The sequence below is a fragment of the bacterium genome (assembly GCA_037128595.1).
Taxonomy (GTDB): domain Bacteria; phylum Verrucomicrobiota; class Kiritimatiellia; order CAIKKV01; family CAITUY01; genus JAABPW01.
On record JBAXWB010000003.1, the window covers coordinates 175,296 to 200,416 of the forward strand.

At 51.7% G+C, this 25,121-nt stretch carries 18 protein-coding genes and 1 rRNA gene; 14 read left to right on the top strand and 5 right to left on the bottom strand.

What is annotated here, in order from left to right; genetic code table 11:
* The first annotated feature begins 120 nt into the window (after window positions 1-120).
* From WCS52_02810 to WCS52_02855, 10 genes are all read left to right on the top strand, one after another.
* Complete coding sequence (locus tag WCS52_02810; protein MEI6166102.1) at window positions 121-1,413, top strand: type II secretion system F family protein; 1,293 nt, start codon at window positions 121-123, stop codon at window positions 1,411-1,413.
* Window positions 1,414-1,553: 140 nt separating this feature from the next.
* Entirely contained in the window at window positions 1,554-1,790 is a 237-nt protein-coding gene (locus WCS52_02815; GenBank protein MEI6166103.1) for a DUF433 domain-containing protein, read from the top strand.
* A 5-nt stretch (window positions 1,791-1,795) separates the two neighbouring features.
* A complete protein-coding gene (locus WCS52_02820) occupies window positions 1,796-2,170 on the top strand; it encodes a DUF5615 family PIN-like protein (GenBank protein MEI6166104.1) in 375 nt (124 codons plus the stop codon).
* Window positions 2,171-2,432: 262 nt separating this feature from the next.
* The gene (locus WCS52_02825) at window positions 2,433-3,113 is read left to right on the top strand and encodes a type II secretion system protein (protein ID MEI6166105.1); all 681 of its coding nucleotides are present in this window, start codon (window positions 2,433-2,435) and stop codon (window positions 3,111-3,113) included.
* A gap of 27 nt (window positions 3,114-3,140) precedes the next feature.
* Window positions 3,141-3,638, top strand: coding sequence for a type II secretion system protein (locus tag WCS52_02830; GenBank protein MEI6166106.1), 498 nt, complete (start codon window positions 3,141-3,143; stop codon window positions 3,636-3,638).
* 18 nt (window positions 3,639-3,656) lie between these two features.
* Entirely contained in the window at window positions 3,657-4,115 is a 459-nt protein-coding gene (locus tag WCS52_02835; GenBank protein MEI6166107.1) for a prepilin-type N-terminal cleavage/methylation domain-containing protein, read from the top strand.
* The gene (locus WCS52_02840; protein ID MEI6166108.1) at window positions 4,093-4,590 is read left to right on the top strand and encodes a prepilin-type N-terminal cleavage/methylation domain-containing protein; all 498 of its coding nucleotides are present in this window, start codon (window positions 4,093-4,095) and stop codon (window positions 4,588-4,590) included. The genes WCS52_02835 and WCS52_02840 overlap by 23 nt, the downstream gene beginning before the upstream one ends.
* Window positions 4,587-5,054 carry a prepilin-type N-terminal cleavage/methylation domain-containing protein gene (locus WCS52_02845; GenBank protein ID MEI6166109.1) on the top strand — a complete coding sequence of 156 codons (468 nt, stop codon included), beginning with the start codon at window positions 4,587-4,589 and terminating at the stop codon, window positions 5,052-5,054. The genes WCS52_02840 and WCS52_02845 overlap by 4 nt, the downstream gene beginning before the upstream one ends.
* The gene (locus WCS52_02850; GenBank protein ID MEI6166110.1) at window positions 5,051-5,596 is read left to right on the top strand and encodes a prepilin-type N-terminal cleavage/methylation domain-containing protein; all 546 of its coding nucleotides are present in this window, start codon (window positions 5,051-5,053) and stop codon (window positions 5,594-5,596) included. Before WCS52_02845 ends, WCS52_02850 begins: the two co-directional genes overlap by 4 nt.
* Window positions 5,597-5,607: 11 nt before the next feature.
* Window positions 5,608-7,662: a hypothetical protein gene (locus tag WCS52_02855; protein MEI6166111.1), complete on the top strand. Its 2,055-nt coding sequence runs from the start codon at window positions 5,608-5,610 to the stop codon at window positions 7,660-7,662.
* Window positions 7,663-7,765: 103 nt separating this feature from the next.
* On the opposite strand, the gene WCS52_02860 is transcribed toward WCS52_02855, so the two are convergent.
* Both WCS52_02860 and WCS52_02865 read right to left on the bottom strand, forming a co-directional pair.
* Complete coding sequence (locus WCS52_02860; protein ID MEI6166112.1) at window positions 7,766-13,525, bottom strand: hypothetical protein; 5,760 nt, start codon at window positions 13,523-13,525, stop codon at window positions 7,766-7,768.
* Window positions 13,526-13,990: 465 nt separating this feature from the next.
* A complete protein-coding gene (locus tag WCS52_02865; protein MEI6166113.1) occupies window positions 13,991-15,205 on the bottom strand; it encodes an AAA family ATPase in 1,215 nt (404 codons plus the stop codon).
* A gap of 254 nt (window positions 15,206-15,459) precedes the next feature.
* On the opposite strand from WCS52_02865, the gene WCS52_02870 reads away from it, so the two are divergent.
* Window positions 15,460-16,836: an AAA family ATPase gene (locus WCS52_02870; protein MEI6166114.1), complete on the top strand. Its 1,377-nt coding sequence runs from the start codon at window positions 15,460-15,462 to the stop codon at window positions 16,834-16,836.
* Window positions 16,837-17,456: 620 nt separating this feature from the next.
* On the top strand, window positions 17,457-19,400 hold the full coding sequence (locus WCS52_02875) for a LacI family DNA-binding transcriptional regulator (protein MEI6166115.1): 1,944 nt from the start codon (window positions 17,457-17,459) through the stop codon (window positions 19,398-19,400).
* Between the two features lie 306 nt (window positions 19,401-19,706).
* Here WCS52_02875 and WCS52_02880 read toward each other — a convergent pair whose 3' ends face one another.
* From WCS52_02880 to WCS52_02890, 3 genes are all read right to left on the bottom strand, one after another.
* On the bottom strand, window positions 19,707-20,096 hold the full coding sequence (locus WCS52_02880) for a type II toxin-antitoxin system VapC family toxin (protein MEI6166116.1): 390 nt from the start codon (window positions 20,094-20,096) through the stop codon (window positions 19,707-19,709).
* Window positions 20,093-20,332 (bottom strand): type II toxin-antitoxin system prevent-host-death family antitoxin, encoded by a 240-nt coding sequence (locus tag WCS52_02885; protein MEI6166117.1) that lies wholly within the window; start codon window positions 20,330-20,332, stop codon window positions 20,093-20,095. The genes WCS52_02880 and WCS52_02885 overlap by 4 nt, the downstream gene beginning before the upstream one ends.
* Before the next feature lie 462 nt (window positions 20,333-20,794).
* The gene (locus tag WCS52_02890) at window positions 20,795-21,970 is read right to left on the bottom strand and encodes a hypothetical protein (protein ID MEI6166118.1); all 1,176 of its coding nucleotides are present in this window, start codon (window positions 21,968-21,970) and stop codon (window positions 20,795-20,797) included.
* Between the two features lie 548 nt (window positions 21,971-22,518).
* Between WCS52_02890 and WCS52_02895 the strand changes: the two genes are divergently transcribed.
* Window positions 22,519-23,184: a prepilin-type N-terminal cleavage/methylation domain-containing protein gene (locus WCS52_02895; protein ID MEI6166119.1), complete on the top strand. Its 666-nt coding sequence runs from the start codon at window positions 22,519-22,521 to the stop codon at window positions 23,182-23,184.
* 354 nt (window positions 23,185-23,538) lie between these two features.
* Window positions 23,539-25,108 (top strand): 16S ribosomal RNA (locus WCS52_02900).
* Window positions 25,109-25,121: the final 13 nt, after the last annotated feature.

A 25,121-nucleotide genomic window follows, 5' to 3' on the forward strand; every position in this document is an offset into this window, starting at 1 on the left:
TCCCGCAACATTCTCTCTCTCAAAATCTCCGAGTCTCCGTGGTAAATCTTCCTCTTTTTCCGCGCTTGCATCCCCTGCCTTCTGGGACTACATTTAATGAGTTAAACACGGAGTACTCTTATGCCGAAATTCCGATACGTTGCCATGGATGCCAAGGGGCGTGAAGTTGAGGGCATGCTCGATGCCGACAACGAGACCCGCGCCCTGACGGCCCTCAAAGACAAAGGCCTTTTTCCCACCAGCGTGACCGATATCGGAGGCGGCCGCAACCGTGGGCCCTCGCGTGGAAGTGGCGGGGGCAAAGGGCCGGTCGTCGCCAAAGTCCAGAGCAGTGGCGGCTCGCGCGAAATCAAAATGCCCTCTTTCCTGCAGCCGCGGATCAAAGAGAAGCAGATCATGATCTTTACGCGCCAGTTGGCTACCCTGGTGGACGCCGGGTTGCCCCTGTTGCGGTGTCTGCATGTGTTGCAGAAGCAGGAGAAAAATCCGCAGTTCAGGGACGCGCTGGCCGGGATGGCCGAGTCCGTTGAAGGCGGTAGCACCTTCGCCGAATCCATGTCGCAATTCCCCAAGGTGTTTACCCCCTTTTTCGTGAACATGGTCAAGGCCGGTGAGACGTCAGGCGCGCTCCAGACGATTCTGGTGCGGTTGGCCGAATTCATGGAAAAGAGCAATAAAATCCGCAATAAAGTCAAGGGGGCCATGGTGTATCCCCTGGTCGTCATGGTCATGGCGGCGCTCATTTTGATTGTGTTGATGGTGTTCGTGATTCCGAAATTCAAGGAAATCTTTGACGATTTGCTGGGCGGAAAGTCGCTCCCGATGTTGACCCAGGCCGTCATTGCGATGAGTAATTTCATGGCCCAGCAGTGGTACATCGGGTTGGGCATCATTATTGTATGGGTGGTGGGCTTTAAGTCATTCAAAGCCACAAGGTCAGGGCAGGAGATGCTGGACAGGATCATGCTGAAAATGCCGATCTTCGGAACGCTGGTTCAAAAGACGGCCATTGGCAATTTTACCCGTACCCTGGGGACGCTGATGACGGGTGGTGTGCCGATTCTGCAGGCTTTGAATATTGTCAAAGAGGTGACCAATAACGCGGTGTTGTCACGCGCGGTTGAGCAGGTCCATGACAGTGTCAAGGAGGGCGAGACCATTGTGGTGCCGCTTGAGGCCTCCGGCGTGTTTCCTTCGATGGTGGTGAGCATGGTGCAGGTGGGTGAAGAGACTGGCGCCCTGCCCGAGATGTTGATGAAAATCGCGGAAAACTATGATGATGAGGTGGATACGGCGGTGGATGCCCTGACCTCGGTCATTGAGCCCATTATGATCATGTTGCTGGCAGTGATTGTGGGAACGATCGTCATCGCCATGTTCATGCCCATGATTTCGATCATTGGAAGTTTGTAAGCGGGTTATTCGTTATTTGGATATTTGGACGGCGCTAGGTCTATGAAATCTTAAATGGAGGGCGCTGCTCCGTCAGCGCCGGCACTTAGGAAGGTTTTGACGGAGCAAAACCCTCCATTAAATGGAGTTGAGGTTTGAATATGAAAAAACTAAATCGAATTGCTGTAGACTGCCGGGTTTGTATGGGGCAACCTATTATCCGCGGAATGCGCATAACGGTTAGTGTGATCCTAAAAATGATGGCGGCAGGGAAAAGCATCGACGAGGTTTTGGCAGCATACCCTGAGTTAGAAAGGGAGGATGTGCAGCAGGCCATAGAATACGCTGCATGGACTTCTTCTGAACAAGTGATCGTTGAGCAACTTGTAGCGGTGTAATTTCAATGGCTAAATTGAAGTATATCGCCGATATGAATATTTCGCCTTTAACGGTGAGTATTCTCTGTCGGGCCGGGTATGAGACGATTCGCGTGAATAAAGTCCTTTCGGCATCTGTGCCTGATGAGCAGATTCTTTCGTATGCGCGGGACAATGAATATGTGCTGATTACTGAGGATATGGATTTTTCGGCGTTGCTTGCGGTAAACGGGTATGATCGACCGAGTGTAGTGTCATTAAGGTTGTCGTTTTCCGACCCCGAAACGGTTGCGGATCGGTTGATACATATTTTGCCAGCATGTGAGGGGTCATTGGTGGATGGATGTGTCGTGGCGGTTTCTGATGAAGTAATCCGGATTCGGCACCTTCCGATCGGATGAAGATATATATCGCCATGTTCATGCCCATGATTTCGATCATTGGGAATTTGTGAGGTTGGCAGGGGTTATTCGTTATTGGTTATTTGGAGGGCGCCGATTAGATCGGTCTCGATAATCTTAAATGGAGGGCGCTGCTCCGTCAGCGCCAGCATTTAGGAAGGTTTTGACGGAGCAAAACCCTCCATTTAATGGAGTTGGGGAAGTGGCAAGCCGACTTGCTCAACCATGTGTGATGCGGTACAATTCAGGGATGAGGTCGACTATGAATGACGTTGATGTCGTGATATCAAATTGCCGCGAAGCGGGGAGTCTGCAACGTCGCGCCTTCACATTGATTGAGTTGTTGGTGGTGATTGCAGTGATTATGATTCTGTCGGGAATCACCCTGAAGATAATGGGGAGTGTGGGGAATAAAGCGGCCAGGGCACGGACGATCTGGAAGATGGAGCAGGTTAAAAATGCGTTAGCCGCCTATTATGCGGCTAATGGGTTTTATCCTCCGGGTGACACCTATGATGCCAATTCGTTCTATTCTCGCGACATAAATTTCGTTGGAAAAAATAATGAGCATCCGATTTGCAGTACCGACGGCATTTTCTTCGACACAACGGTGACAAATACATATTCATCGGCAGCTGACCCCTTTACCAGCAGGGGAATGCCGTACTATTTATATGCAGATCCTCAAGTTTCCAAGTGGAAGCATTATTTAAGCGCGGTCATGCCGCTCAACACATTTGGGAAGACCAATACTACTTATAGTTCCGGGCCAACGCCTCCAAACTCGGTCCAAAATTCGTATGTCAGGTTCTATGATGAATGGGGCAGAAGTTATCAGTATGAATGCTCTCAGAGTGATAATTATCAGAAGTATAAATTATGGTCGAATGGGCCCCTTACAAACACCACGGCGGATGATGTTGGGATTGGGTGGCAAGACTAGAGTGAGTAAAAGGCAGGGGATGACTAAATGAATAAGCGGATTTCCTTACGTTCAGACAAATTGCGGGCATTTACATTGATCGAGTTGCTGGTTGTAATCGTTATTATCATGATATTATCCGGACTGCTCATGCCTGTTTTTACATCTGCCAGAACGGCGGCAAAAAATACAAAAGCCAAGAATGATGTGAAGCAGATCGAAATTGCGTGGAAGGCGGTTTTGAGTGACTACCGGACCTGGACTTTGGCCGGCGTTGCTCCTGGAGATGATCTGAAGATGGATTCGGTAAATGTGGCGTATCTGCAGGGGCAGGGGGCCAATACGAAGCAGGTTCTCTATATGGAATTCCCTGTGGGGACATCAAGTTTCCTGGATCCCTGGAAGGTTGAGTATCATTTTGCCTTAGGGGTTGATTCGATTTCGCCGCCTGGATACGGAAAACTCTATCGGGATGTGGGCGCCTGGTCCTATGGCAAGAATTCGTCTTCTAGCATTACGACCGATCATGTGACTTCGTGGAAATGATGTGTATTCATGAGTAAATTGAACAAAAATGTGTCTTTACAAGGGGGCAGGATCAACAGGGGTGGGTTCACTCTGTTGGAGTTGTTGGTCGTCATTGCGATCATCGGAATCCTGGCGGGACTAATGTTTCCCGCGTTTTCAACCATGCAGAAAAACGCGAAAATCAAAAGAGCGACCGCTGATGTTACCGCCCTTTCAACGGCTATACGGGGTTACCATCTTTATTTTCATAAGTGGCCGGGAAATCCTGACGGGGGCGCATGGGGAGTTGACAACTATAAGGTGATCATCGATTTGGCTACTAACGGGAAGAAAGTGTTCTATGAGGCGACAGCGGCCAATTTGAATCAGCCGCTTATGGATCCCTTTGGCACAAACGCATATCAGATAATCATTAGCGGGGACGCTATCACAGTCACGTCCTACGGCCCTGATTGCAAAACTGGCGGTGGCGATGATATCAGCGCATCAAATTAAAAATACCGAGCGTTTGAATGTTCGGCGGGCACAATTAGCGTTTACGTTAGTTGAATTATTGGTTGTGATGGGGTTAATGATGATGTTGATGGTCGCCGGGTTGGCTGGCTATCGGGGCATGCGACGGGGTGCTGAATTGAGAGGGGCTGACTCCATTGTCCGCACCACTTTGATGTTGGCGCGACAACAGGCGGTGATGAAGCGGAAGAGTGTCGAAGTGTTTTTCATTCACGACATCACCAATAACAGTCTGCGAATTGTTTCAGAGGCCAAAATGATTCACAGTGAAGTGTTTCTTCCCACGGCCATCGAATTTATTGCGCCGCCCGCCTCAATAAAATTCGGGCCAGCAGGCAGTGCCGGGCTTTTGGAGTTTGTCCCAATCAAGTTGCAAGAGAAGACCGGGATGGGATCGGCAGGCCACTTGGGCGTCAGTGCTATCACGAACTGGCCTTTGACGGGGGTAACCCAATGAACGACGTACGGCAAAATCACGGTTTCACCCTGATTGAGGTGTGTTTTGCTGTTTTGATTGTTGGGCTTGGACTTCTTACCATTTTCAGTCTTTTCCCGAGTGGGTTGCGTATGGCTGAGGAAGATCTGGCTGACACAAAATGCGCCCTGTTCTCAGATAAGGTGCTTGCAGGATTGCATGCCAACGCAGCCGGAGTGACCAATGCAGCGGATTGGTCGAACGGTTCATTCGTTAATAAAATTCTGAAAGATGTATTGGATGTGGGTGTAAACGTCTCCATCACAGGCACAAATGCATATCCGCCAAGCACGGATGATGGCGTGCGTTATAGTTTGAAAATTTCAGATGTCGTGCCCTATAGCGCAACGTTAGTCGTCTGGTTTGGGGAACATGGTTCACTGGCAGGTCAAGTCCCTTCGGTATCTGCCTACACAGAGTTTTATCAGTCGTATCAGGCGAAATGATGACAATGGCAATCAAACGGACAAAATCAGGTTTTACGCTGATTGAGCTAATGGTGGCAATGGCCATCCTGCTTATTATTCTCGTGATCTGTGCTCAAATCTTCCAGCAGGCCCGGGTCGCCTGGTCTTCGGGGCAGGATCTGGTGGATATGAATATGACTGGCCGCGCGGTTGCTGATTGCATCTTTCAGGAACTAACCCAGGCCGTTAGTACAAATGTTGATATTTCGGCCTTAAGTATCACTTTCACTAAAATCGGTAATGCCGCGTCAGGCACCCCGGCTCTGCAGGAAGTGAAGTATAACTTTGATGGCTCGTATGTGTTTCGTAATGGTATCAAGATCTGCCCCAGTGCTGCTGTTGCAACCCCTCGCCCCGGGATTATGAGTTTAGCGTTCTCGCCGACAACTACTCCACCAGCAGGGGTGTTGCCTGATTATGTGGATATTGTCGCTACCGTTGGTATTCAGGGCTCAGCCTTGACCGACACCTACAAGACCCGGGTCTACTTCCCTAACCGCAAGCGCTATGAACTGCCATAAGGATACCCTTCATGATGCAACACCAATCCAAGGCTGACAAGAACAGGGAGGGGATTGCGATCATTATGGTCATTGGCCTGTTGGCCTTAATGATGATTTTGGGTGTGGCCTTTGCTATTTACATGCGGACCGGGCGTATGGCGGCCGGCAATTTCAAGAATGATGTTGTGACACGGCAGTTATTACCGGTGGCTCTAAATCAAGCACTTCAGGATATGGAGGCTAAGCTAGGGGCCTCCGTATATCCTGATTGGGATGTCTTGGCGTCTTCTGGCAGTGATAACGCTCTGGAGTTTACGAATGCGTCAACCTTGAATTGGATTCCTCAAGGGATCCTCGCCATGACGAATCCGATCCCTAAGTGGATTCCTGTCCCGAATGATGGACGAGTTGCCTACCTTGTTCTTAATTGTTCTGGGTTGCTCGATGCCAATTATGCCGGTGGCGGGGCTACGCGGGGATTTGGCACGAACGTGTCCGAAATACAGGTTTCGACTTTAGCCGAAGTGAATGATTATACCGCTCTTGCTAATAATCGAAATTACGAAACCATTCAGGAGTTGGGCGTAAAGGGTTCTGGCGCATCGCCTGCGCCGCTCAAAGCTCCTCCCTCAAGCTTGGTTACCTATTCGTTTTTCCCGTGGGTATACGGAGGTGTAGGGGTTGCCCCCGTTTCTTTGGATGGTGGAACTAATACGCTTATTAGGGACAAGGCTAAAATTAAAGCTGCTTTTATCGCTAGTGGTATAGCTCCCGCTGATGCAGAGAATGTGTATTTAGCTTTGTATGACTATGAAGATGAGGATGATATTCCGCAAAATTTAGGGACGATGTGTACTGAATCTGTCCCTATGTTTAACGAGGTCGGAATCACGCTAAAATATGAAAGCAAGGGCGGGACTAAGTTTAAACTGAAAGGTGAAATTGATGTAGAATGGATTTACCCCTTTGTGAAGGCTACATCTAAAAATTATTATGTAGATTTATCGGTTGATTTTACTGGAACTCCTGGCTTCCCTCTGCCTGCAGCGGTTAAAACAGTGATTTCTGCTCATGATTATGATCCGTCATTAACGGAATATTCCTCTGTTCCGACCCCCTACGGTGTGCCGACATATGCATTCGGGCTTGCTGAACAGGATTATGCTGCATATACCAATCAGGAGAATATCGTCACAGGACGTGTGAGTTTGCTTATGCGTTCAGGTACTGACACGGGACCAGTTGTGGATGCTGTTCCGACAAATACAGTAAAATCATTTCTTTTTGTGATGAAAAGTCCGAAATATGCGTTCATGGCGGCGGCGAATAAAAATTACGTTTCGGATAAAGAGTGTTTTGATCCGCGGTACAATTGGGACCCTAGCGCCAGTTATTGGAAAGATGTGACGATGCCATCAGTGCCATCATTGGGGTTTGAAAACAATATTACGAAGGCATATCGTCTTGATGGTATTGTCGAGGTGGATAAGGACGAAAGCATGTATGTTGCTAATCGTCCTTTGCAAAGCATCGCGGAACTATCGTATTTGCCGCGAATAAGTTCTGGGACTCTGGCATTTTGGAAAACTATACGGATATTCCCTTTGGCTGATTCTTCGCTTGATCGAGTTTTGGATTATTTCACCTTAACAACGAATTCATCTTTGAAAGGAGTTGTTAATCCAAATACCCGATCCGAAGAGGTGATGAAGGCGCTTTTTACGGGGATGACTATGGATGAATACCCTGGTGGCCCTGGTACCCCGGTTGATGCTCAGGCATTGGCGTCGGCATGGGTGTCTCATGGCAATCCAATCGCGACTCTTTCGGATTTGGGGCAGAAGTGTACAAACATGATTTCCGGGACAGCTTTCCGCCAAGAATCAATTCTTCGTAATACGGTGGGGTTGCTACATACGCGGCAAAACTATTTCTTGGTTCTGCTTTGCGGACAAACGGCCAGGACATTGCCCGGTGGAAAAATAATGCCTGTATCGAGTGTTCATGGTATTGCCGAGGTTTGGCGGGACCCTCTTGGGTCTCATGCCACTTTTATTCGCATGCTGAAGCCCCTGGACGACTAGTCGGGTAAGTGGTTTTCAGTTTATACCGTGACGCAATACCGAGACCCGAATTGGGCCCGATGTCGTCGATCCCCTTCCTCCCTTTGCCCTTTTCTGAATGATGTCAGGGCCCATTCGTGGAAACGACTTTATAGAAGACGGGTGTCATATTAGGAGTGGTCGTGAAGCGCAGAACATAATTTGTTGCGTTATTAGTGAGTGTAGCTCCAGATACCATCGCCCATAAATTGGATGATAGCAGGTTCGTTGAATACCATGGAGATGGATACCAGTCGTTTGTGCGGGAACATTCAATCATGACGTTAGTGTTGATTATACTGAACGCATAAATCAGAACGACAGGTGGATATCCGGTAGAACTGGCGATGGTGAAAAACTGCATTTCATTAATAGTTCCAGGGGTGTACGTTCCATCATTTCCTAGGATCCAGCTGAAGGAGGTGCTGTTTGTGCCTTCTAGTCCGAATGATGTATTAATCCATTTGTCATCATAGCCCACATAGGTGAATCCCTGGTTTGTCAGAGCAGGTATAGGCGCCGATGCGTCAACACCATAAGAGATGGAGTCGCCGTAAACGCCCGAGGGGCGCAAGATACGGAATCCCCCGCGATCAGAGAATTGATTAGTTAAAGTTTGATCCCGCGTGGTAATGCTTGATGTACCAATTACCCAAAATCCATATCCGTTTGTTGCGTTACTAAAGGTTGAATTATTGGTGACTACATAGACGGCTTGAGTGTTAGCTATCGAATTTCTGACTTGAATCACCCAGTTGCGTATATCCGAAGTCGCACTTCCACATAATTCGAGATATTGGCCACTATAGTCGTTCGGATAATCCTTAATATTGAATTCATTAATCCACACCGAACCAGTCGGACATGAGAACACCACGTAGAAGGCGTTGCTCGTGCCGTACTGGGATGGCAATGGGTCATACCAGGCCGGGACAGTACTGAATTGTTTGTTGGTCATAGGGCTTGTGATCTCCGTGTGGTAGCCGGAAAAGACGGCCTTTACACCGTACCGCACGAATGTATCCGAGCTGAACGGGGGAATATTAACATCTCCCTGGGTTTGGTAGCGATACCGGGGGTTGGAGGCAGTCCCGCTGGTACTGATGCAACTCATGGATAGATAGGCGGCGGGAGCGGATGTCATCGCTGTATAGGTTGTGCCGGTGGCATAATAAGCCGTCATGACAAGGTTGGAGGGCTGGTAGAACAGATTATAAGCGTCCACGGCGACATCGACCCGATTAGTGTAAAGAGGGATTGAAGGGGTGATGACAAGATTGCTCATGGAGAACGTACTGGCCCAGGGGGCCGTAATGAGGATGTCGTCAAGGCAGACCCGGCCCACCGCATTGCTGTAAGTGAGGTCATTGCGAATCCTGACATAGTGTGAATTAGGGTCATAAATGTCTGTCTTGTAGTAAGCATAGTCGTTGATATTGGTGATGTTGGAAATGGAGCCGACGTCTGTCCATTCAGGCTCAGTGTTTCCCCCGGTAACTGATTTCTGGACTTTTATTCGTGCAGGCTGTGCAGGCGAGTTGGTCGACCAATTGCGATACCAGAAACTGATTTCGCCGACACCTTCCGCAGAAGCGGGGGACTTGATGCAAGTGGCGATGTTGGTGTCGGGTGTATTAGTGGCGCCTATCGCGACATCGGCTACATAATTGCTGTTCAAATAGCCAGCCCCCATGGAAAATTCTCGAGCTAAAAGTGGTGGAGCAGAAGCCATGTAGTCAATATTTGCATTGTTTACATACCAGTCATCTATCGTCGCGAATCCATCGGCCTGGAAGTTTTGTAGCAACAGGGCGCCTGGGTTGGGTGTGATGTTTTTAACCCGGAGATAGATTAATGGTTTGGTTGACATCAATGCAAAAGTGAAGGTGCTATAAACCGACGGGCTTGCGAAAACCACATTGGATATGGTTGCCAGATTGGTGGCCGTGGCCCAGTCCCCGGGATTTGTATAACAGGCCTGAAGCACAAAACCGACTGGCGATGTGCTTAGCCCGCTATAGGATAAGCTGATAAGCGAGACACCGCCTGTAATGGCCGGGGAGTCCAGTCCCTGATCCATGCCCTGTTTCGCCCGTGATGTTTCAAACCGGCACCGGCTTGTGCCCGGGGCGGCCGGATCCGTTTCGATCCAGCTTTGATGCGCGACCCATCCGTTTGTTCCGTTTTCGGACGCGAACCAATCCCGTACTTCTAATTTCACAATGCTCATTTTCGAAGTGGGCGCGAAAATGATGTCGAGCGGGATGTTGGTATTAAACAGATTTGTCCAAACACAGGTAGTTATCGTGTTTGTAATATTGTTTGTGTTCGCAAGAAACTTCCAGTTTCCGGAAATGGTGAAGTCAGCGGGTTGATCCATGTTATTAGTGGGAGTGGCATAAATCGTCATTTGGGCAGGGGCGTTGCTGGATAAAAGCGGTTTGAAACTGCAGATAACCGCTCCAATTCCATCGAGGATGGGCTTCGGATCCTGATGGCTTATCTGAACAAAATAGGAGTCCGAAGGTTTCGTGACGGTGCTCGGGGTCCGCATGGTTGTGTTGGAATAAGTATTGTACCAGGAAAGATACCCGTAGGAACCGCCGCCAAACGCTTCTGGTCCCGGTATATTGGTTGCCGTTGACCAAGTCCCCGCGCTGAAGTCTTCGACGCGCGACTGGGATACATTGGTTGGCCAGGAGTTGAAATTCTTGATGCCGCTTCCTGCGCTCGTTTTGCTTAACCCTTTGAGCGCGTATTTGTCCTGGGTGTCGTAACCTGCGGCATTGAAGTCCTGGTAAAGACATTTTTGGACAAAGTACTCGCCGGTTTGTTCGTTGAACCGCACCACATAATCGCCTGTGAAGGAGCCGGTGAGGGTGATGTTCGTTTGGCCGGCCCCCGCAAAGTCACTGAGCGGGAGGGTGGATTTCCAGTTATTGGAATTTCCCCACAGTACGCTGTTGGTGAGATAACCCGCCCCCGCCGAATAACCTGAACCTTGGAAACTGAGATTGAATGTAGTCCCCGTGCCGGAAGTGAAGGAAACGATGCTTTGCCAGAGTCCATTGGTGAGCATGCGGGCGGAGGCGTTGGTGCCGTTGAGTATGGCGTCAACGCCTCCATATGAAGATGCGAAGGCCCGGGTAGTGAAGGTGCCGGTTGGAGCGTTGGTTTTCGGGCTCTCCGGAACGCTGCCGTAGTAACCGTCGAAGGCGGCTCTTACTTCGTAGAGGTAAAGGGTGTCTCGGGTGACGGCTGCAAGTGAGCCAACCGCGACATAGTGGTTGGTCGATCCCTGCACCCAGGCGCGATTCATGGGTACATTGGTGGCAGTTCCTCCGCTTGGCCAAAAAGAGAAGGTGGGCACAATGTTATAGGCGGGGAAGTTCGGGTTTATTGAAATAATGTCACAGTCCACCGAGAACGTTTGACCCGCCACCGGGTAACCCGGGTTGATATAGACATTGGTGATGGCCACGTTCGCGGGTGGGTAGGTGATCCGGACGGTGTCGATGGCGAAGTAGGTGGCTCCTGCAGTGTCAATACGGCGGATACGGAAGTACTGGTTGCTCAAAGAGTTGATGGTATTTGTGTAACCCGTCATTGAGCCGATGCTATTGGTAATGATCGAGTTGGTAAACCAGGTTGAGTTATCGAAGGAACTCTCGAGGGCCAAGATCGCCGAACTGCTGTTAACTCTGGCGGCAAAAATCACAGCGCCAATACCGTTGGTCAGTAGGGGGGTGGTTAGTGCTGACAGGCCCCCCTTAGCGAAGAAGCAGGCATTGAGAGGTGTTGTATAATAGCCTCCCGAAGTGCCAATACTGTTGCTGCTGATGGACCAACCGCTTACAGGGTTTACAACATTCGAGTACGTAGTTAATGCCCATGGTGCACCTGGCCAGTTGCTGTCGAAGTTTTCCTGTCGATTGTTGACCGGCTCTGTGATTGTTACAGAGTTTGTTCCTCCCAAAATGGCTGGGCTAAGTGCTTGGAAGCCACTGAAGTAACACTGAATAACGTAGTAAAGAGTGCCCACGGGTAACCCTGTAATGGGTGTGGACAGCGCGTAATGTGTCCCATCTGTCGACGTCATGCTGATCGTTTCCCAAGCGCCGGTGGGGCCAACCCGGTAGAGTGAGGAAACACTGCCGATTGTGGCGCCATTGTAAGGGGTTAGGTCTGCCGACAGGGTAATTGAGTCAAGGCAGGTTGCGTTGGTTGGTGCAAAATTTGCCGCACTCACCCCGGCTCCAGGATCGGTAACGGCGATCTCGTCCAGACAGAGGCGTGTTGTGGCATTAGTGTTTAAAATGCGGACATACTTGCTTGCGCGATCGTTTGCGGATACCGATGAATAAAGGTAATTGGTGGAAATGATGTTGCTGACGGTCCCGCCACTAAGGTCGGCCCAGGTGATGGCATTGGATGAGGTCTGGACGATGATTTTACTTGTGGGGGTGCCGTTGGTCGGCCAATTCCGGTACCAGAATGAAATCTGGCCGACGCCGTTGCTCAGGTAGGGTGACCGCACCCAGCCGTTGGTTTCAACTATGGCGGAGCGGCCCGTTCCACTGAAAATACGGGATATGTCATTTGAGGTGTTGCCTGAGGTCAGCACCCAGCTATTGTTGGTGTAGGTCGAGGAACCATTATAGTTTGTCGCCGTCCAGGTGTTGAAATTTTCGTAGGTACAGGCGCGGACTGTATAGTCGAGGTTGGTCTCGTTGAGGGAGAAGAGGTAGTAGCCCGTATTGGTGGTGTAGAGGGTGATGTTGCTGGTGGTGACCTCGGCCTGGCCATAGAGGGGAGTGTTGGTGACAGACTGGTTCACGTCGCCCCAAATGGTGGTGACGGCATTGCTGATGCCCTGGAACTTGAAGGTCGGGTTGACATTGGTCGCCTGGATGACGCCCTGCCACTGGTAGTTGGCGCCGTTGCGGAGGGGGGCGGCAACCTGTCCTGTGACCGCCAGGTTGGTGTAGGATGACTTGGGGATAACGGTATAGGCATTGGTGCTGGAGTTGGTGGTATAGGTGATCCCATCGGCGGTGTAGGTGGCAGCGGCGAAGTATTCAACCATCGCTCCAATGGATTTGCCAGATATGGGGGAGGATGCAACGTACAGGCTGGGGGTATTGGAGGTCATGGCGATAAGGGTCCAGTTTGTGGCCGGCCATTCGCGCCAGTAGTTGGTCATGAAGAAGGTCTCAGCGACGCTTCGTATGCTGACATTGGCTGAGAGGGTCACAGGGGCCTGATCGGTGGGCCGCGTAGGTGTGGTGATGGGATCGCTGATGGTGACTAGCGGGGTGGGGTAGGTGATGCGGACGGTGTCAATGGCGCAGTAGGTGGCCCCGGCAACGTCAGTCCGGCGGATACGGAAATATTGGTTGCTTAAGGAGTTGAAGATGTTGGTGTAAGCCGTCATCGAGGCAATGTTATTGGTAATGATCGAGTTGGTAAGCCAGGTCGAACCATTGAAGGAACTCTCGAGGGCCAATATGGCTGAACTGCTATTAACTCGGGCATCAAAAATAACAGCACCAATGCCGTTGGTCAGAAGAGGAGAGGTTAACGCTGACAGCCCCCCTTTTGCGAAGAAGCAGGCATTACTGGGAGTTGTGTAATAGCTTCCCGAAGTGCCGATACTGTTGCTGCTAATGGACCAACCGCTTGCAGGGTTAACAACGCTGGAGTATGTTGTTAATGCCCAGGGCGCTCCGGGCCAGTTTGTGTCGAAATTCTCAGAGTATTGGTCCTGAATCAGGGCCAAGGCTGGAAGAGACCGCATAACAGCTAGAACTATAGCCAACCGTTTCAGAATATTTTGCTTTTTCATCTCTTTGCGACCTCGATTATCAACAATTAAAAATAGGCCTTTTCTATCTCGTTTTCGGAAAGAAAGGGGGATATCTTTTCGTATCTAAATAATAACCCTAAAGCCACTTGCGGGCAAGCCGGATCAGGGTTGGATAATGTTAAATTATGGTGAATACACCTGTAGGCAGCCTCCTACGCCAAGGCTCCGGCGGCCAAGGAGGGCAGGAGGCAGTTGGCAGTAGGAGGGCAGGGGGCAGTAGGCGGGCATTTAAGGTCTCGATTGACGACAATGGGCGGGAAATCGTTCGCCGGGACGTCGAACGCCACCTGAATATAAAGGCGTGAAGCTCTGGTGGCAGCCGACGTCCCGGCGGCTGATGGCCGATTATGGGCGGGGAATCGTTCGCCGGCATGGCACGCCGGAATGTCCGCAGTAGTACCGGAGGCGGAAGTGCCGAAAGCGGGGACGGCGAACGACACCGGTTCAATACAAAAAACCGAAAAGGTAGAGGGGAATAGTGCTTCTCGAGCCGATCAAGATGTCATCCTTAACGACATATTCCAATCGAGATGCGTTTGGGAGTTGGGTGCCGTGCTTGTTCCGTCCCCCAACTTCAAAAATATTGTCTCCTATTCGGAAGTCGCCGTCTTGTTCACTATAAAACACCGAATGGCCTGCATTCTGGACTGTTTGAATGAAGAATAGCTCACGGATTGTGCCTAGATCAGCCGACTGCCCAAGCCCTTGGCAGAGGGCATGGTGTAGAGTAGTGTTGTCTAGATAGGTCTTTTGTGATTTTCGAATCAAGCCGTGCCCCCGGTTGCCTGATTCAAGTGTCCGGATAAGGCCTGTCTCTTGTAAAATCAGAAGGTAGTTGGCCGCTGTTTTATCGTCCACCCCAAGACTGGCCCCCAATTTGTGGACATTCATGTCGCCTGGCGGAATGGTGCTGAGAAAGGCGAGAATTCGCTTGAAGTAATGCAGATTTTCGGTCTTTAGCCGGTAGAAAGTGGCAATATCTTCAAATATGGTTTTTTCCACCACTGCGCGCACTTTTTCGTAGTAATGTCCGCCGCCTTCGAGGATATAGGGGTAGTACCCTTCAGCTAGATACTGCCGAAAATAACCTGAAATTTTCGGAACTTGCGCCAATTTTTCGGAGACCCCCCCAGGGTCGCTTAATACCGCTTCCAGTTTCCAGGGGATGTGATCCGCTCCCGTTTTGAAGTTCAGATATTCCCGAAAGGAAAGCCCGGGGAGGCGATAAATGGAGGCGCGGCGCGAGAGATCGTAACCGCCCTTGGTTAAGGCTAAACTGGAACTACCCGAAAAGACCACATGCAGCGAGGGGAAGGAGTCGTAAATGTTTTTGAGTTCCTGCGCCCAGCCGGAATATTTGTGAATCTCATCAAAGAAAAATAGGCGGGTCCCCTCCGTTGTGTGAACTTCCCTTACAAAATCAAGAAGAGTGACATTATTGAAGTAGATGTGATCTGCGGAGGCATAGAAGGCCTCCTCCGGAGTGCGTATCTTTTCACGGATATACTGAAGCATCAGAGTGGTTTTGCCCGCTCCGCGAGGTCCCACAAGTCCCACTAATCGATCCTTGGTGTCAAAGGTATCGAAGAGGTAGCGATGACTCCGGATTGTCGTCTCGCTGATTAACCGTCGATAGGTTTCCCTTAAAACATCAATCATACGAATGTACTCCAATATATTCCTTATTTATTTGGAGTGTACTCTATTAAATGTAGAAGACAAAGGAAAAATTGCTGGGCAGACGCATCTAAATGTCCGCGAAATCGTTAGGAATTTTGTTCAAATCTTTTGGATTGGCTGGTATTTAGATCCGTTTGTGATGTAATAACAACGCGTTGTTATTGACAATATGGTGATATTTCTTAATGTTGTTTATGTTTTAAAGAGCTATGGTGAATGAAAAGCGGGGATTTATGAAGCGATCTGCAGCAACTTTTCTCGACAAATGGATCGAAGATTCTGATCGAAAACCCCTTGTCTTGCGTGGCGCCAGGCAGGTGGGCAAGACGTGGTTGGTTCGGGACCTTGCTCAAAGGCATGGGCGGATCCTCGTTGAACTAAACATGGAACGTCGCCCGGAACTGGCGGATCACTTTCGGTCAAACGATCCGCGCCGTGCGGTTTCTGACCTTTCGGCTGATCTGGGTATTCCTGTCTCTCCTGAAACCTGCTTGCTGTTCATTGATGAAGTACAGGCCACGCCTCATTTATTGGCCTTCCTGCGGTGGTTCTACGAAGACATGCCGGAGATGCCGGTTGTGGCGGCAGGCTCGCTGCTGGATTTCGCGCTTCTCGAGCATGAGTTCAGTATGCCGGTCGGGCGCATCTCCTACTGCTACTTGGAACCGGTTTCGTTTTACGAGTTTCTGGATGCGTCCGGTAACGAGCTGTTGAAAACGGCGCTCATCGCCGCCGGGGAAACCCTCGAACTCAACCCCCGGCTTCACCAACGCGCTCTTGAATTGTTCTCTGAATACTGCCTGGTCGGGGGCTTGCCGGAAGTCGTCTCAGACTGGGTCGAGAAGCGGGATGATGTGCGACGGTTGCAACTCCAACGCGACTTGATCGCGACCTACCGGGACGACTTCAGCAAGTACAGGGGGAGGGTCCCGGCTACCCTGTTACGCGGGGTTATGGATGCCATTCCGCGACAATTGGGCGGTCGGTTTGTGTACAGTCATGCTGATGTGGAGGCCAAACATCGCGACCTCAAGCAAGCCTTGGAACTGCTACGGTTGGCCCGCGTCTGTCACCGCGTTGACCACACAGCCGCCAACGGTTTGCCTCTTGGGGCCGAGGCGAATCCAGGGCTATTCAAGGTGATTCTGGTGGATGTTGGCCTGGCCGCAGTTCAGTTGGGGCTTTCGCGGCTTGATCTGCGGGATCTAAACGCCGTGGTTTGGGCCAACAAGGGCGGCATTGCGGAGCAGTTCGTGGGACAACATCTTCGCTGCCTGTCACAGGCTTGCGAAGATCCAAGGCTTTTTTACTGGCAGCGTATCGAAGGACGCCAGGGTGAAATTGACTATATCATTCAGCACGGAAGCCATGTCATACCCGTCGAGGTCAAGGCAGGCAAGGCCGGGGCCATGAAGTCCCTTCACGCCTTCATGCATGGCAAGCAGCTTAGCTGCGCCTTGCGCCTGGACGTCAATCCTCCTTCATTCCAGGAGGTCGATGTGCAAACCACCACCGGCGATCCCGTCCAGTATCGCCTCCTCTCCCTCCCGTTATACATGGTCGAAAGCATTCCCGCTGCCATTCAGTCACACCTTTCTGACCCGGCATAGCCGGGCATTTGGCCGCGACCACTTAGGCGCGAAGCAAAGGTGGCAGCCGACGGCTCCGCCTCCGGTACTACGGCGGACATGCCGGCGGCTGATGGCCGATCGTGGGGCGGGAAAAAATTCGTTGGCCGGCATGGCACGCCGGCCACACGAGTACATGTGGAGAAAATATACGCCACGGTTTCCTGGAGGAATAGCTGGAGAGGCCCCTTCGGCAGGCTCAAGCCAGGGAGGAGGCATGAATGTACTCATCTTTCACGCCCTGAGCTTGTCGAAGGGCGCCTGGTATGGCTCCGTGAAACCGGAGCGGGATTACCCTCCCTACGCGAGTGGACAACATGTGGGTGGCCAATATGTATGCATTCTGCAAGTAGTTCCCTTGCCGAACCCAGGCCACCAGCTGACGGCGTTTCACCCTCATAATCGTAATCCTAATCTTAATCGTAATCGGACTGGATTTCCTTATTTCTGATTGCGATTCCGCCCGTTGGCTCAAAGAAAAACGATTACGATTAAGATTAGGATTACGATTATGATACTGCTTGCGATTGGCTTTTATGAAATCTCCCGCAGTTTCTGGTTTTGTTTGATCTATTGCGCAAACCTATGTATACAGTTTGCGCATGAGCTCATCCGTTTCTCTTTTTGACGTTGCCAAGGCGGCGGGAGTATCCATTTCAACGGTCTCACGTGTCGTCTGCGGCAAAGCCACCAGCAATCGAATCCCCACATCCACCCAGAATCGGGTCTCGGCTAAAGCCCGGGAGTTGGGGTATCAGCCGAACCTGATCGCCCGTGACATTGTCCTGGGTAAACCGTTTTGCGGCGTGAAGCCGCAAAACGGTATCTCAGATAGCCAATCTCAAATGACAGAGGGAGCGCTGAAGCGGCGCCTCATTGGCGTTATCCTTACTCCCACCACTTCGGCTGATACCCTGAACCTGATACCCGGCCTGATTCCGGTGCTCGCCACCGCCGGGTATGGGCTGGCAATCCATACTGTCCCGGCAGATCCAGTGCTCGCCGCCGGGCAACTCCCCCAGATCACCGGCGATGGCGTTGTCGGCCTTCTTTGCTGCTCCAGCATCTATTCCGCGGTGTCGGCGCAGATGGCGGGCACTTGCCCTGTGATCGTCCTGTGGCTAGGTGCCGGGAAGGCGATGGTGACGACACTTAGTCCGCCGCAGGCACCTGCGCCTGTGGCGAACCCCGAGCCGCCAGTAGGCAGCGGGCCGTTGCCGGTAAAGCCAGCAACCATCAGCCCGTCCCCTAACCAAGACGGCTCGGCAGGGACGCCTCGCCCTACCGAAATACACGTGATTTCCCAAGGTAGGGCGAAGCCTCCGGCTGAGCCGGTCTTTGAGGTGGCACCCGTCATACCGGCGCCGCCAACCCCGGCCCTGACGCCAGAACCATCGCCGGTCGTGGTGACACCGGAAGAGCCCGTCCCGCCGCCACTGGCGCCGCCGCCGGCCTCTATGCCGGATACCACGCCCACCCCGGCCTTTGAACCGGAACCGGCCATACCGGTGACGCCAACACCGGCCGTTACGCCTGAGCCGCCACCGGTCTCCGAATCGATTTCAATGGAGGGCGCTGCTCTGTCAGCGCCAGCGGTAGGAGTGGTTTTGACGGGGCAAAACCCTCCATCAAATGTGCCGACCTTGGAGCCAACACCGGCCGTTACGCCTGAGTCGCCACCGGTCTCCGAATCGATTTCAATGGAGGGCGCTGCTCTGTCAGCGCCAGCGGTAGGAGTGGTTTTGACGGGGCAAAACCCTCCATCAAATGTGCCGACCTTGGAGCCAACACCGGCGGTTACGCCTGAGCCGCCTCCGGTCTTTGAGGCGAATTCAATGGAGGGCGCTGCCTTGGCCGCCGGTTTGCCGGAGGCGGCTCTGCCTGCGGTGAGCGACGTCGAACCGTCAGCGCCAGCGGTAGGAGTGGTTTTGACGGAGCCCTTCGACCAAGTTCAGGGCAGGCAAAACCCTCCATCAAATGTGCCGACCTTGGAGCCAACACCCGCGGTTACGCCTGAGCCACCGTCGGTCGTGATAACACCGGAAGAGCCTGTCATTCCTCCCCAGGAGCCGCCATCGGCTTCCATTCCTGACCCCGTGCCGGTCCCGGTCTTGGAGTCCGAGCAGGCCATTCCGGCCTTTGATTCTACCGTTTCGCCCACCCCGGCCTTTGAATCGGAACCGGCCATACCGGTGACGCCAACACCGGCGGTGACGCCAACACTGGCGGTTAGGCCTGAGCCGCCACCGGCCTTGGTAACACCGGAAGAACCCGTCACGCTGCCTCCGGCGCCACCCCCGGTCTTGATGCCTGAGCCTACACCCGCGCCGGTCTTGGAGCCCGAACCGGTTATCCCGGCGACAACAACACCGGCCGCCACGCCGGAACCACAGCCTATTCCTCCCCCTAACAACTCAACACCCGACAACTCAACAACTGTCTTCCCATCCCCCGAGCCGGCCATTCCGGCCTTTGATCCTGACGTTCAACTAACTCCAGTCATAGAGGCCGAGCAAGAACCGCCCCAAATATTGCCAGGAAAATGAAATGCTTTTCGTATTGCGCAAACCTATAAATATTGTTTGCGCAATATATGCGTTGATGTGAATTTTTTAAGCGGCCGCAGTAAAAGTGATCGATAGTGCAGGCGGGCGAAGCATTGCGGGCGGGTCGCCGTAGCCATTTGCGCTCTTTGCGACTTGAGCGAAGCCCTGAAGTTAAGCGCATGCGCATACTTCAGGGCGGGTGTTAAAAACTCGTTGCATTTCGATTCACCTCGGCGGTGGATGCCGAAAGCGACCTTTAACGATTCTGGATTCTGACTCCTGAATTCTGGATGCCGGTCTTTCCATTCACCGCCAGATCACGTGCACTCCCGGATAACCGGGAATGATGGCATCTCGCGAGATCAGCGAGAGCGAGCGCTCATGGCATTCGGCTATCAGGATGCGGTCGAAAGGATCGTTGTGGATGTCTGGCAGGGACACGGAGGCCTGCGCCACTCGACGGGTCAAGGGTAATTCAATCAGCCTGTGGTGAGCGATGGCGCGAGTCAGATACTCTTCAGGCGAAAAAGGGAGGGTAAGGCGGCCCCGCTTGACGAGGAGTGAGATTTCCCATGCGGACACAATGGAGAAATGAAGGGAAACAGGGTGGGCCAGGATGGCATTTTTGGCGGCAAGTGACAGCTTTCCTGTATCTGATGCCAGCCAGACCAATGTGTGCGTATCGAGGAGTATCATCGAAGCGATTCCGGCCAATCCTCAGGGGAGAGCGGAGCCGTGGGATCGCCAATGAACCGGGCCCCTTTTAGCGAGAGATCCTGCGTGAGCGGGTCTGTTTTCGCCCGCAGGGGGACTATTTCCGCGACGGGAACGTTGTGCCGGCAAATCACAACATGAATACCCGTGCGCTCCACTTCGCTGACAACTTCTGAAAAGTGAGCTTTAGCGCTATAGATGCTTAATTCAGTTTTCATGGTGAAATGATCTCAAGAAGATTGATAATAGTCAAGAATGACTATAGTTGCTAACTATTATAAACGATTAACTATTATTGAAGCGTGTTTTCAAAAGGCAAAGAGGTTGCGACAGAGCGCAACCCTCCATAAAAAAAAGAGCAGTTCAACTACGAAACACGCGAAAGACGCGAAAATAATGTGTTGATAATGAGAGACTTAGAATAAAAGTTGTCTGGAATTGCTTCTGCACCCATTGGGTGTAGGTCGTTTCAACTATACTTGTTTTTTAATGTCTTGATGATCAATACCTTTCGCGCATTTAGCGCATTTCGTAGTGGTCTTAACTGCCGGATTTAGGATAAAAGAAAGGACTCCCTCAATGGAGGGTTGCGCTCCGTCGCAACCTCTTTTGAGAGCAAAAAAAAGAGCCACCGGATTTCCGGTGGCTCTTTTACGTCTCAATCGACGTCCTTAATCAACTCAAGGAGCCGGGACCGTCACCCGCATGAAAGCTGGCGTTACTTGAGGTTTCGGGAGCGTGACTTCGTTCGTGCCATCGGCCTTGGGCCAGTTCACTACAGCGTTTGTCCAATTCAGTACGCTCAACAGGTTCGAAGACCACTGAATGGTGTAGTTATTCTGCGCGCTAGCCGAACCGATCCACTTGAGGATCGGAAAGCCATTGCTATAGGTTGAGCTGACAATGACCAATTTCGACGCCGAATTAGTCGGTGAGGTGCCCATGATCCATTCAGCCCATGTGGAGACGCCATCACCGTCTTGATCATCCAATGCCACTGCATCCCACGTGGTGTTGGTGCTGTTGGTGCTCACCCCATTGGCTTGCATCCAGGAAATCGGGACCCCGTTGGTTGCGGATGTGACACCAGAATTAAACACAATGTCGTTTGTCGTCACCACCATGTCGTCCAGCATTCCGCTGCCGGAGAGGACAACACGGTGCATGCGGAGATCCAGATCATCCCACAGCGGACTTATAAGCCACGGGCCATTACCTTTTGCGCTTCCAACATCAGGAGAAGCATAACCTTGAGCGGAATTAATAAAGGAGCCGTTAACGCTGACTTTATACATGGCAATCGGACCTGCAGCATCATAGTTCATCACGACAGTTAGTCGGCACCATGTGCCAGATGAAAGTTGCGTTCCATTAGTGAGAACCGACCACTGAGTGGATTGCGGTTTTCCAGGAAGGGTGTCAGTAGTAACGCCGTGGTAGACATTGACAAATCCATTGGTATCAATGTAGAGCGAAAGCTGAGAATTGCTCACCGAGGCCATCTGGGATCCGGCGGGAGGTTCCGCGAACACGGGCTTAACCATCGTGTCGAAGGCCACGACCGTCAGATTCGAGGTGGTTCCGTTAAACTCATTCGTGATTGTCCCTTCGCTGAACGCCATCACCCTGGTATGTGCGGCGGCCGGCACGGGATAGCCCACTGACGGCGCGGTTGAACTCACGTTCGTCACTATTGCGAGTGATGTATTGGTGTCGCCATTCCAAACCGATCCGACAAGGTTCGATCCTACCGCATACCCTTCGTAAGTATCCTGATAGGGGACGGCCTTTTGAGCCATACTCACCGATGCTGCTGCGCATAAAACCGAAACAATCACTGGAAAACGTTTTTTCATACTGCCCCTCTCAATAAATGAGTTTTAACAAACCTTTACATCGGACATAATACTACTGTATCGGGAAAAATGTCAACAACGGGAACCGCGTTTTTTAGAAAGGTTTTTACCCTGGGGCAATAATGAACCGCAGACCAGGCGGAGCCGGGCACTCCATTCAATGGAGGGCACCGCTCCGTCAGCGCCGGGGAGCATATCAGGACAATAGTCCCTTTAACTAGAGCGAAGCACAGGTGGCAGCCGACGTCCCCGGCGGCTGATTGCCGACCGGTGAGTAGAATCGTTCGCCGGGACGTCGAACGCCACCTTGCCGAAGTCAAAATGAGGTCTTTTCGTGAAAACCTAAGGACTGGACCTTGTTTCAAGATAGTTGAAGTCTGGCGCGATCCACGCCTTATCAGGCGCGGCTACGTGGAAACAAGCCTTTTCAGCGCGCTGCTCACCTGATAACCCCTGGTTAAAAACTGTCCAGAAACGTCTTGTCAAACCCGTTGGATGAAATAGACTGGCAATAAAGCTTGAGCGACATATTTAAAGAGAGGGTGAAAATGATGAAGAAGCGTTTGTTTTCAGGGTTTACATTGATTGAAATGCTGGTGGTGATTGTGATTATCCTCTTATTGGGGGTAATGCTGTATCCCTCGTTAAGCAGGGCGATAGAGTCGGGACGTGGGACACAGTGCCGGTCCAATCTGCATCAATTACAATTAGCAGTTATGAACTACGCAAATGATAGCGATGGTCATGTGCCGCCGAGTACGTGCAGCTGGTATCAGAATGAGGCGGATATCTGGTGTCATGCACATGGATGGGTTGCATGGTCGGATTATAAAACATGTACTAATGCAAGTACGCATGCGAGTGGCGTAAACCCATATGCTTGGTCGGGAACAACGGGGCTTGCATGCATAACCAATGGGGGGCTCTACGCGTATGTTAAAAATGGTGAAGCGATTTATAAATGTCCGACATTTTCCCTGAAATCGAACTGCAAAGTGACAGATCCCGTGCGCAGTTACTCAATGAACACGGGCGCAGGTTGGTTTAACCTGCTTGCCGGGCAGGGGCGGACGGATACTATTTTATTTGGAGAAGACTCATTGTTGGTAGGTAATTTGACGGCGGATGCGCAATGCGCGACCAATGAACTGGCGCGATGGCATGTTGGCAAAGGGAATGTGGTCTATGTCGATGGGCACATTGAGCAGCAGTAAAATCACGAATTCCCTATATAAAACGCCCTTCAATAAAAAACATTAAAATTTCAAACGGTGAATATTGACACTCGAGGGGGTAAGGGATATAACTTTCCCAGCAATCGAGACAAGAGTCTCTGAAACGAACGACACAAGCGCCGAATCCAGTCGGCTGTAACGAAAGTGAAGATCGACTGGTGAAGGTAGTTTTTTGTGTCTTGATCTTTGAAAACAGAATAACCTGCAAGACACACTTCGATTCGGAAGTGGTGTGATTTGTTAAGCAACTGTTCTGGTTCTGTCTGCGAAAGCAGGTAGGACGAAACTATTAGTCAAACTCCAACGGCTTAGGAATAAGTCGCTGGTGTATTTTTTTCGGAGAGTTTGATTCTGGCTCAGAACGAACGCTGGCAGCGTGGATTAGGCATGCAAGTCGAACGAGAGTATTTTTGTAGCAATACAACGATACAAGAGTGGCGGAAGGGCGAGGAACGCGTGGGTAATCTACCCTCTGGTTAGGGATAACCCGCCGAAAGGTGGGCTAATACCCAATACGATGGTCTGCCGCATGGTGGATTGATCAAAGACGGGGAACCGTAAGGTCCTGTCGCCGGATGAGGAACCCGCGTCCTATCAGCTTGTTGGTGAGGTAACGGCTCACCAAGGCTTACGGGTAGCTGGTCTGAGAGGATGGTCAGCCGCACTGGGACTGAGACACTGCCCAGACTCCTACGGGAGGCTGCAGTCGAGGATCATTCGCAATGGGCGAAAGCCTGACGATGCGACGCTGCGTGGAGGATGACGGCCTTCGGGTTGTAAACTCCTGTCATGAGGGGAAAAGGTGCCGGGTGTTAATAGCATTCGGCCTCGATGGTACCTCAAGAGGAAGCCACGGCTAACTCTGTGCCAGCAGCCGCGGTAATACAGAGGTGGCGAGCGTTGTTCGGATTTACTGGGCGTAAAGGGCGCGTAGGCGGTTCGGTGTGTCGAGTGTGAAATCTCCAGGCTCAACCTGGAAAGTGCGCTCGAAACTGCTGGACTAGAGCATGGGAGGGGAGAGCGGAATACACGGTGTAGCGGTGAAATGCGTTGATATCGTGTAGAACACCGGTGGCGAAGGCGGCTCTCTGGAACATTGCTGACGCTGAGGCGCGAAAGTTGGGGGAGCAAACAGGATTAGATACCCTGGTAGTCCCAACTGTAAACGGTGTCCACTGGACGTGGAGGGATTTCACCCCCTCCGTGTCGAAGCTAACGCGTTAAGTGGACCGCCTGGGGAGTACGGCCGCAAGGTTAAAACTCAAAGAAATTGACGGGGGCCCGCACAAGCGGAGGAGCATGTGGCTTAATTCGATGCAACGCGAAGAACCTTACCAGGGCTTGACATGTAGCTGGACGTCCCGAGAAACCGGGATTCCTTCGAGGCTGCTACACAGGTGCTGCATGGCTGTCGTCAGTTCGTGCCGTGAGGTGTTGGGTTAAGTCCCGCAACGAACGCAACCCCTGTATTTAGTTGCCACCACCGGTGATGAATCGGTGAGCACTCTAGATAGACTGCCCGTGATAAGCGGGAGGAAGGTGGGGATGACGTCAAGTCAGTATGGCCTTTATGCCCTGGGCTGCACACGTGCTACAATGGTCGGTACAGAGGGAAGCCAAACCGCGAGGTGGAGCAAATCCCGTAAAACCGGCCCCAGTTCAGATTGGAGGCTGCAACTCGCCTCCATGAAGTTGGATTCGCTAGTAATGGCACATCAGCTACGGTGCCGTGAATACGTTCCCGGGCCTTGTACACACCGCCCGTCACATCATGAAAGCCGGTTTCGCCCGAAGTGCGTTTGCTAACCTGCAAGGGAAGCGGCGCCCTAAGGTGAGGCTGGTGATTGGGATGAAGTCGTAACAAGGTAGCCGTAGGGGAACCTGCGGCTGGATCACCTCCTTTCTAAGGAGACGGT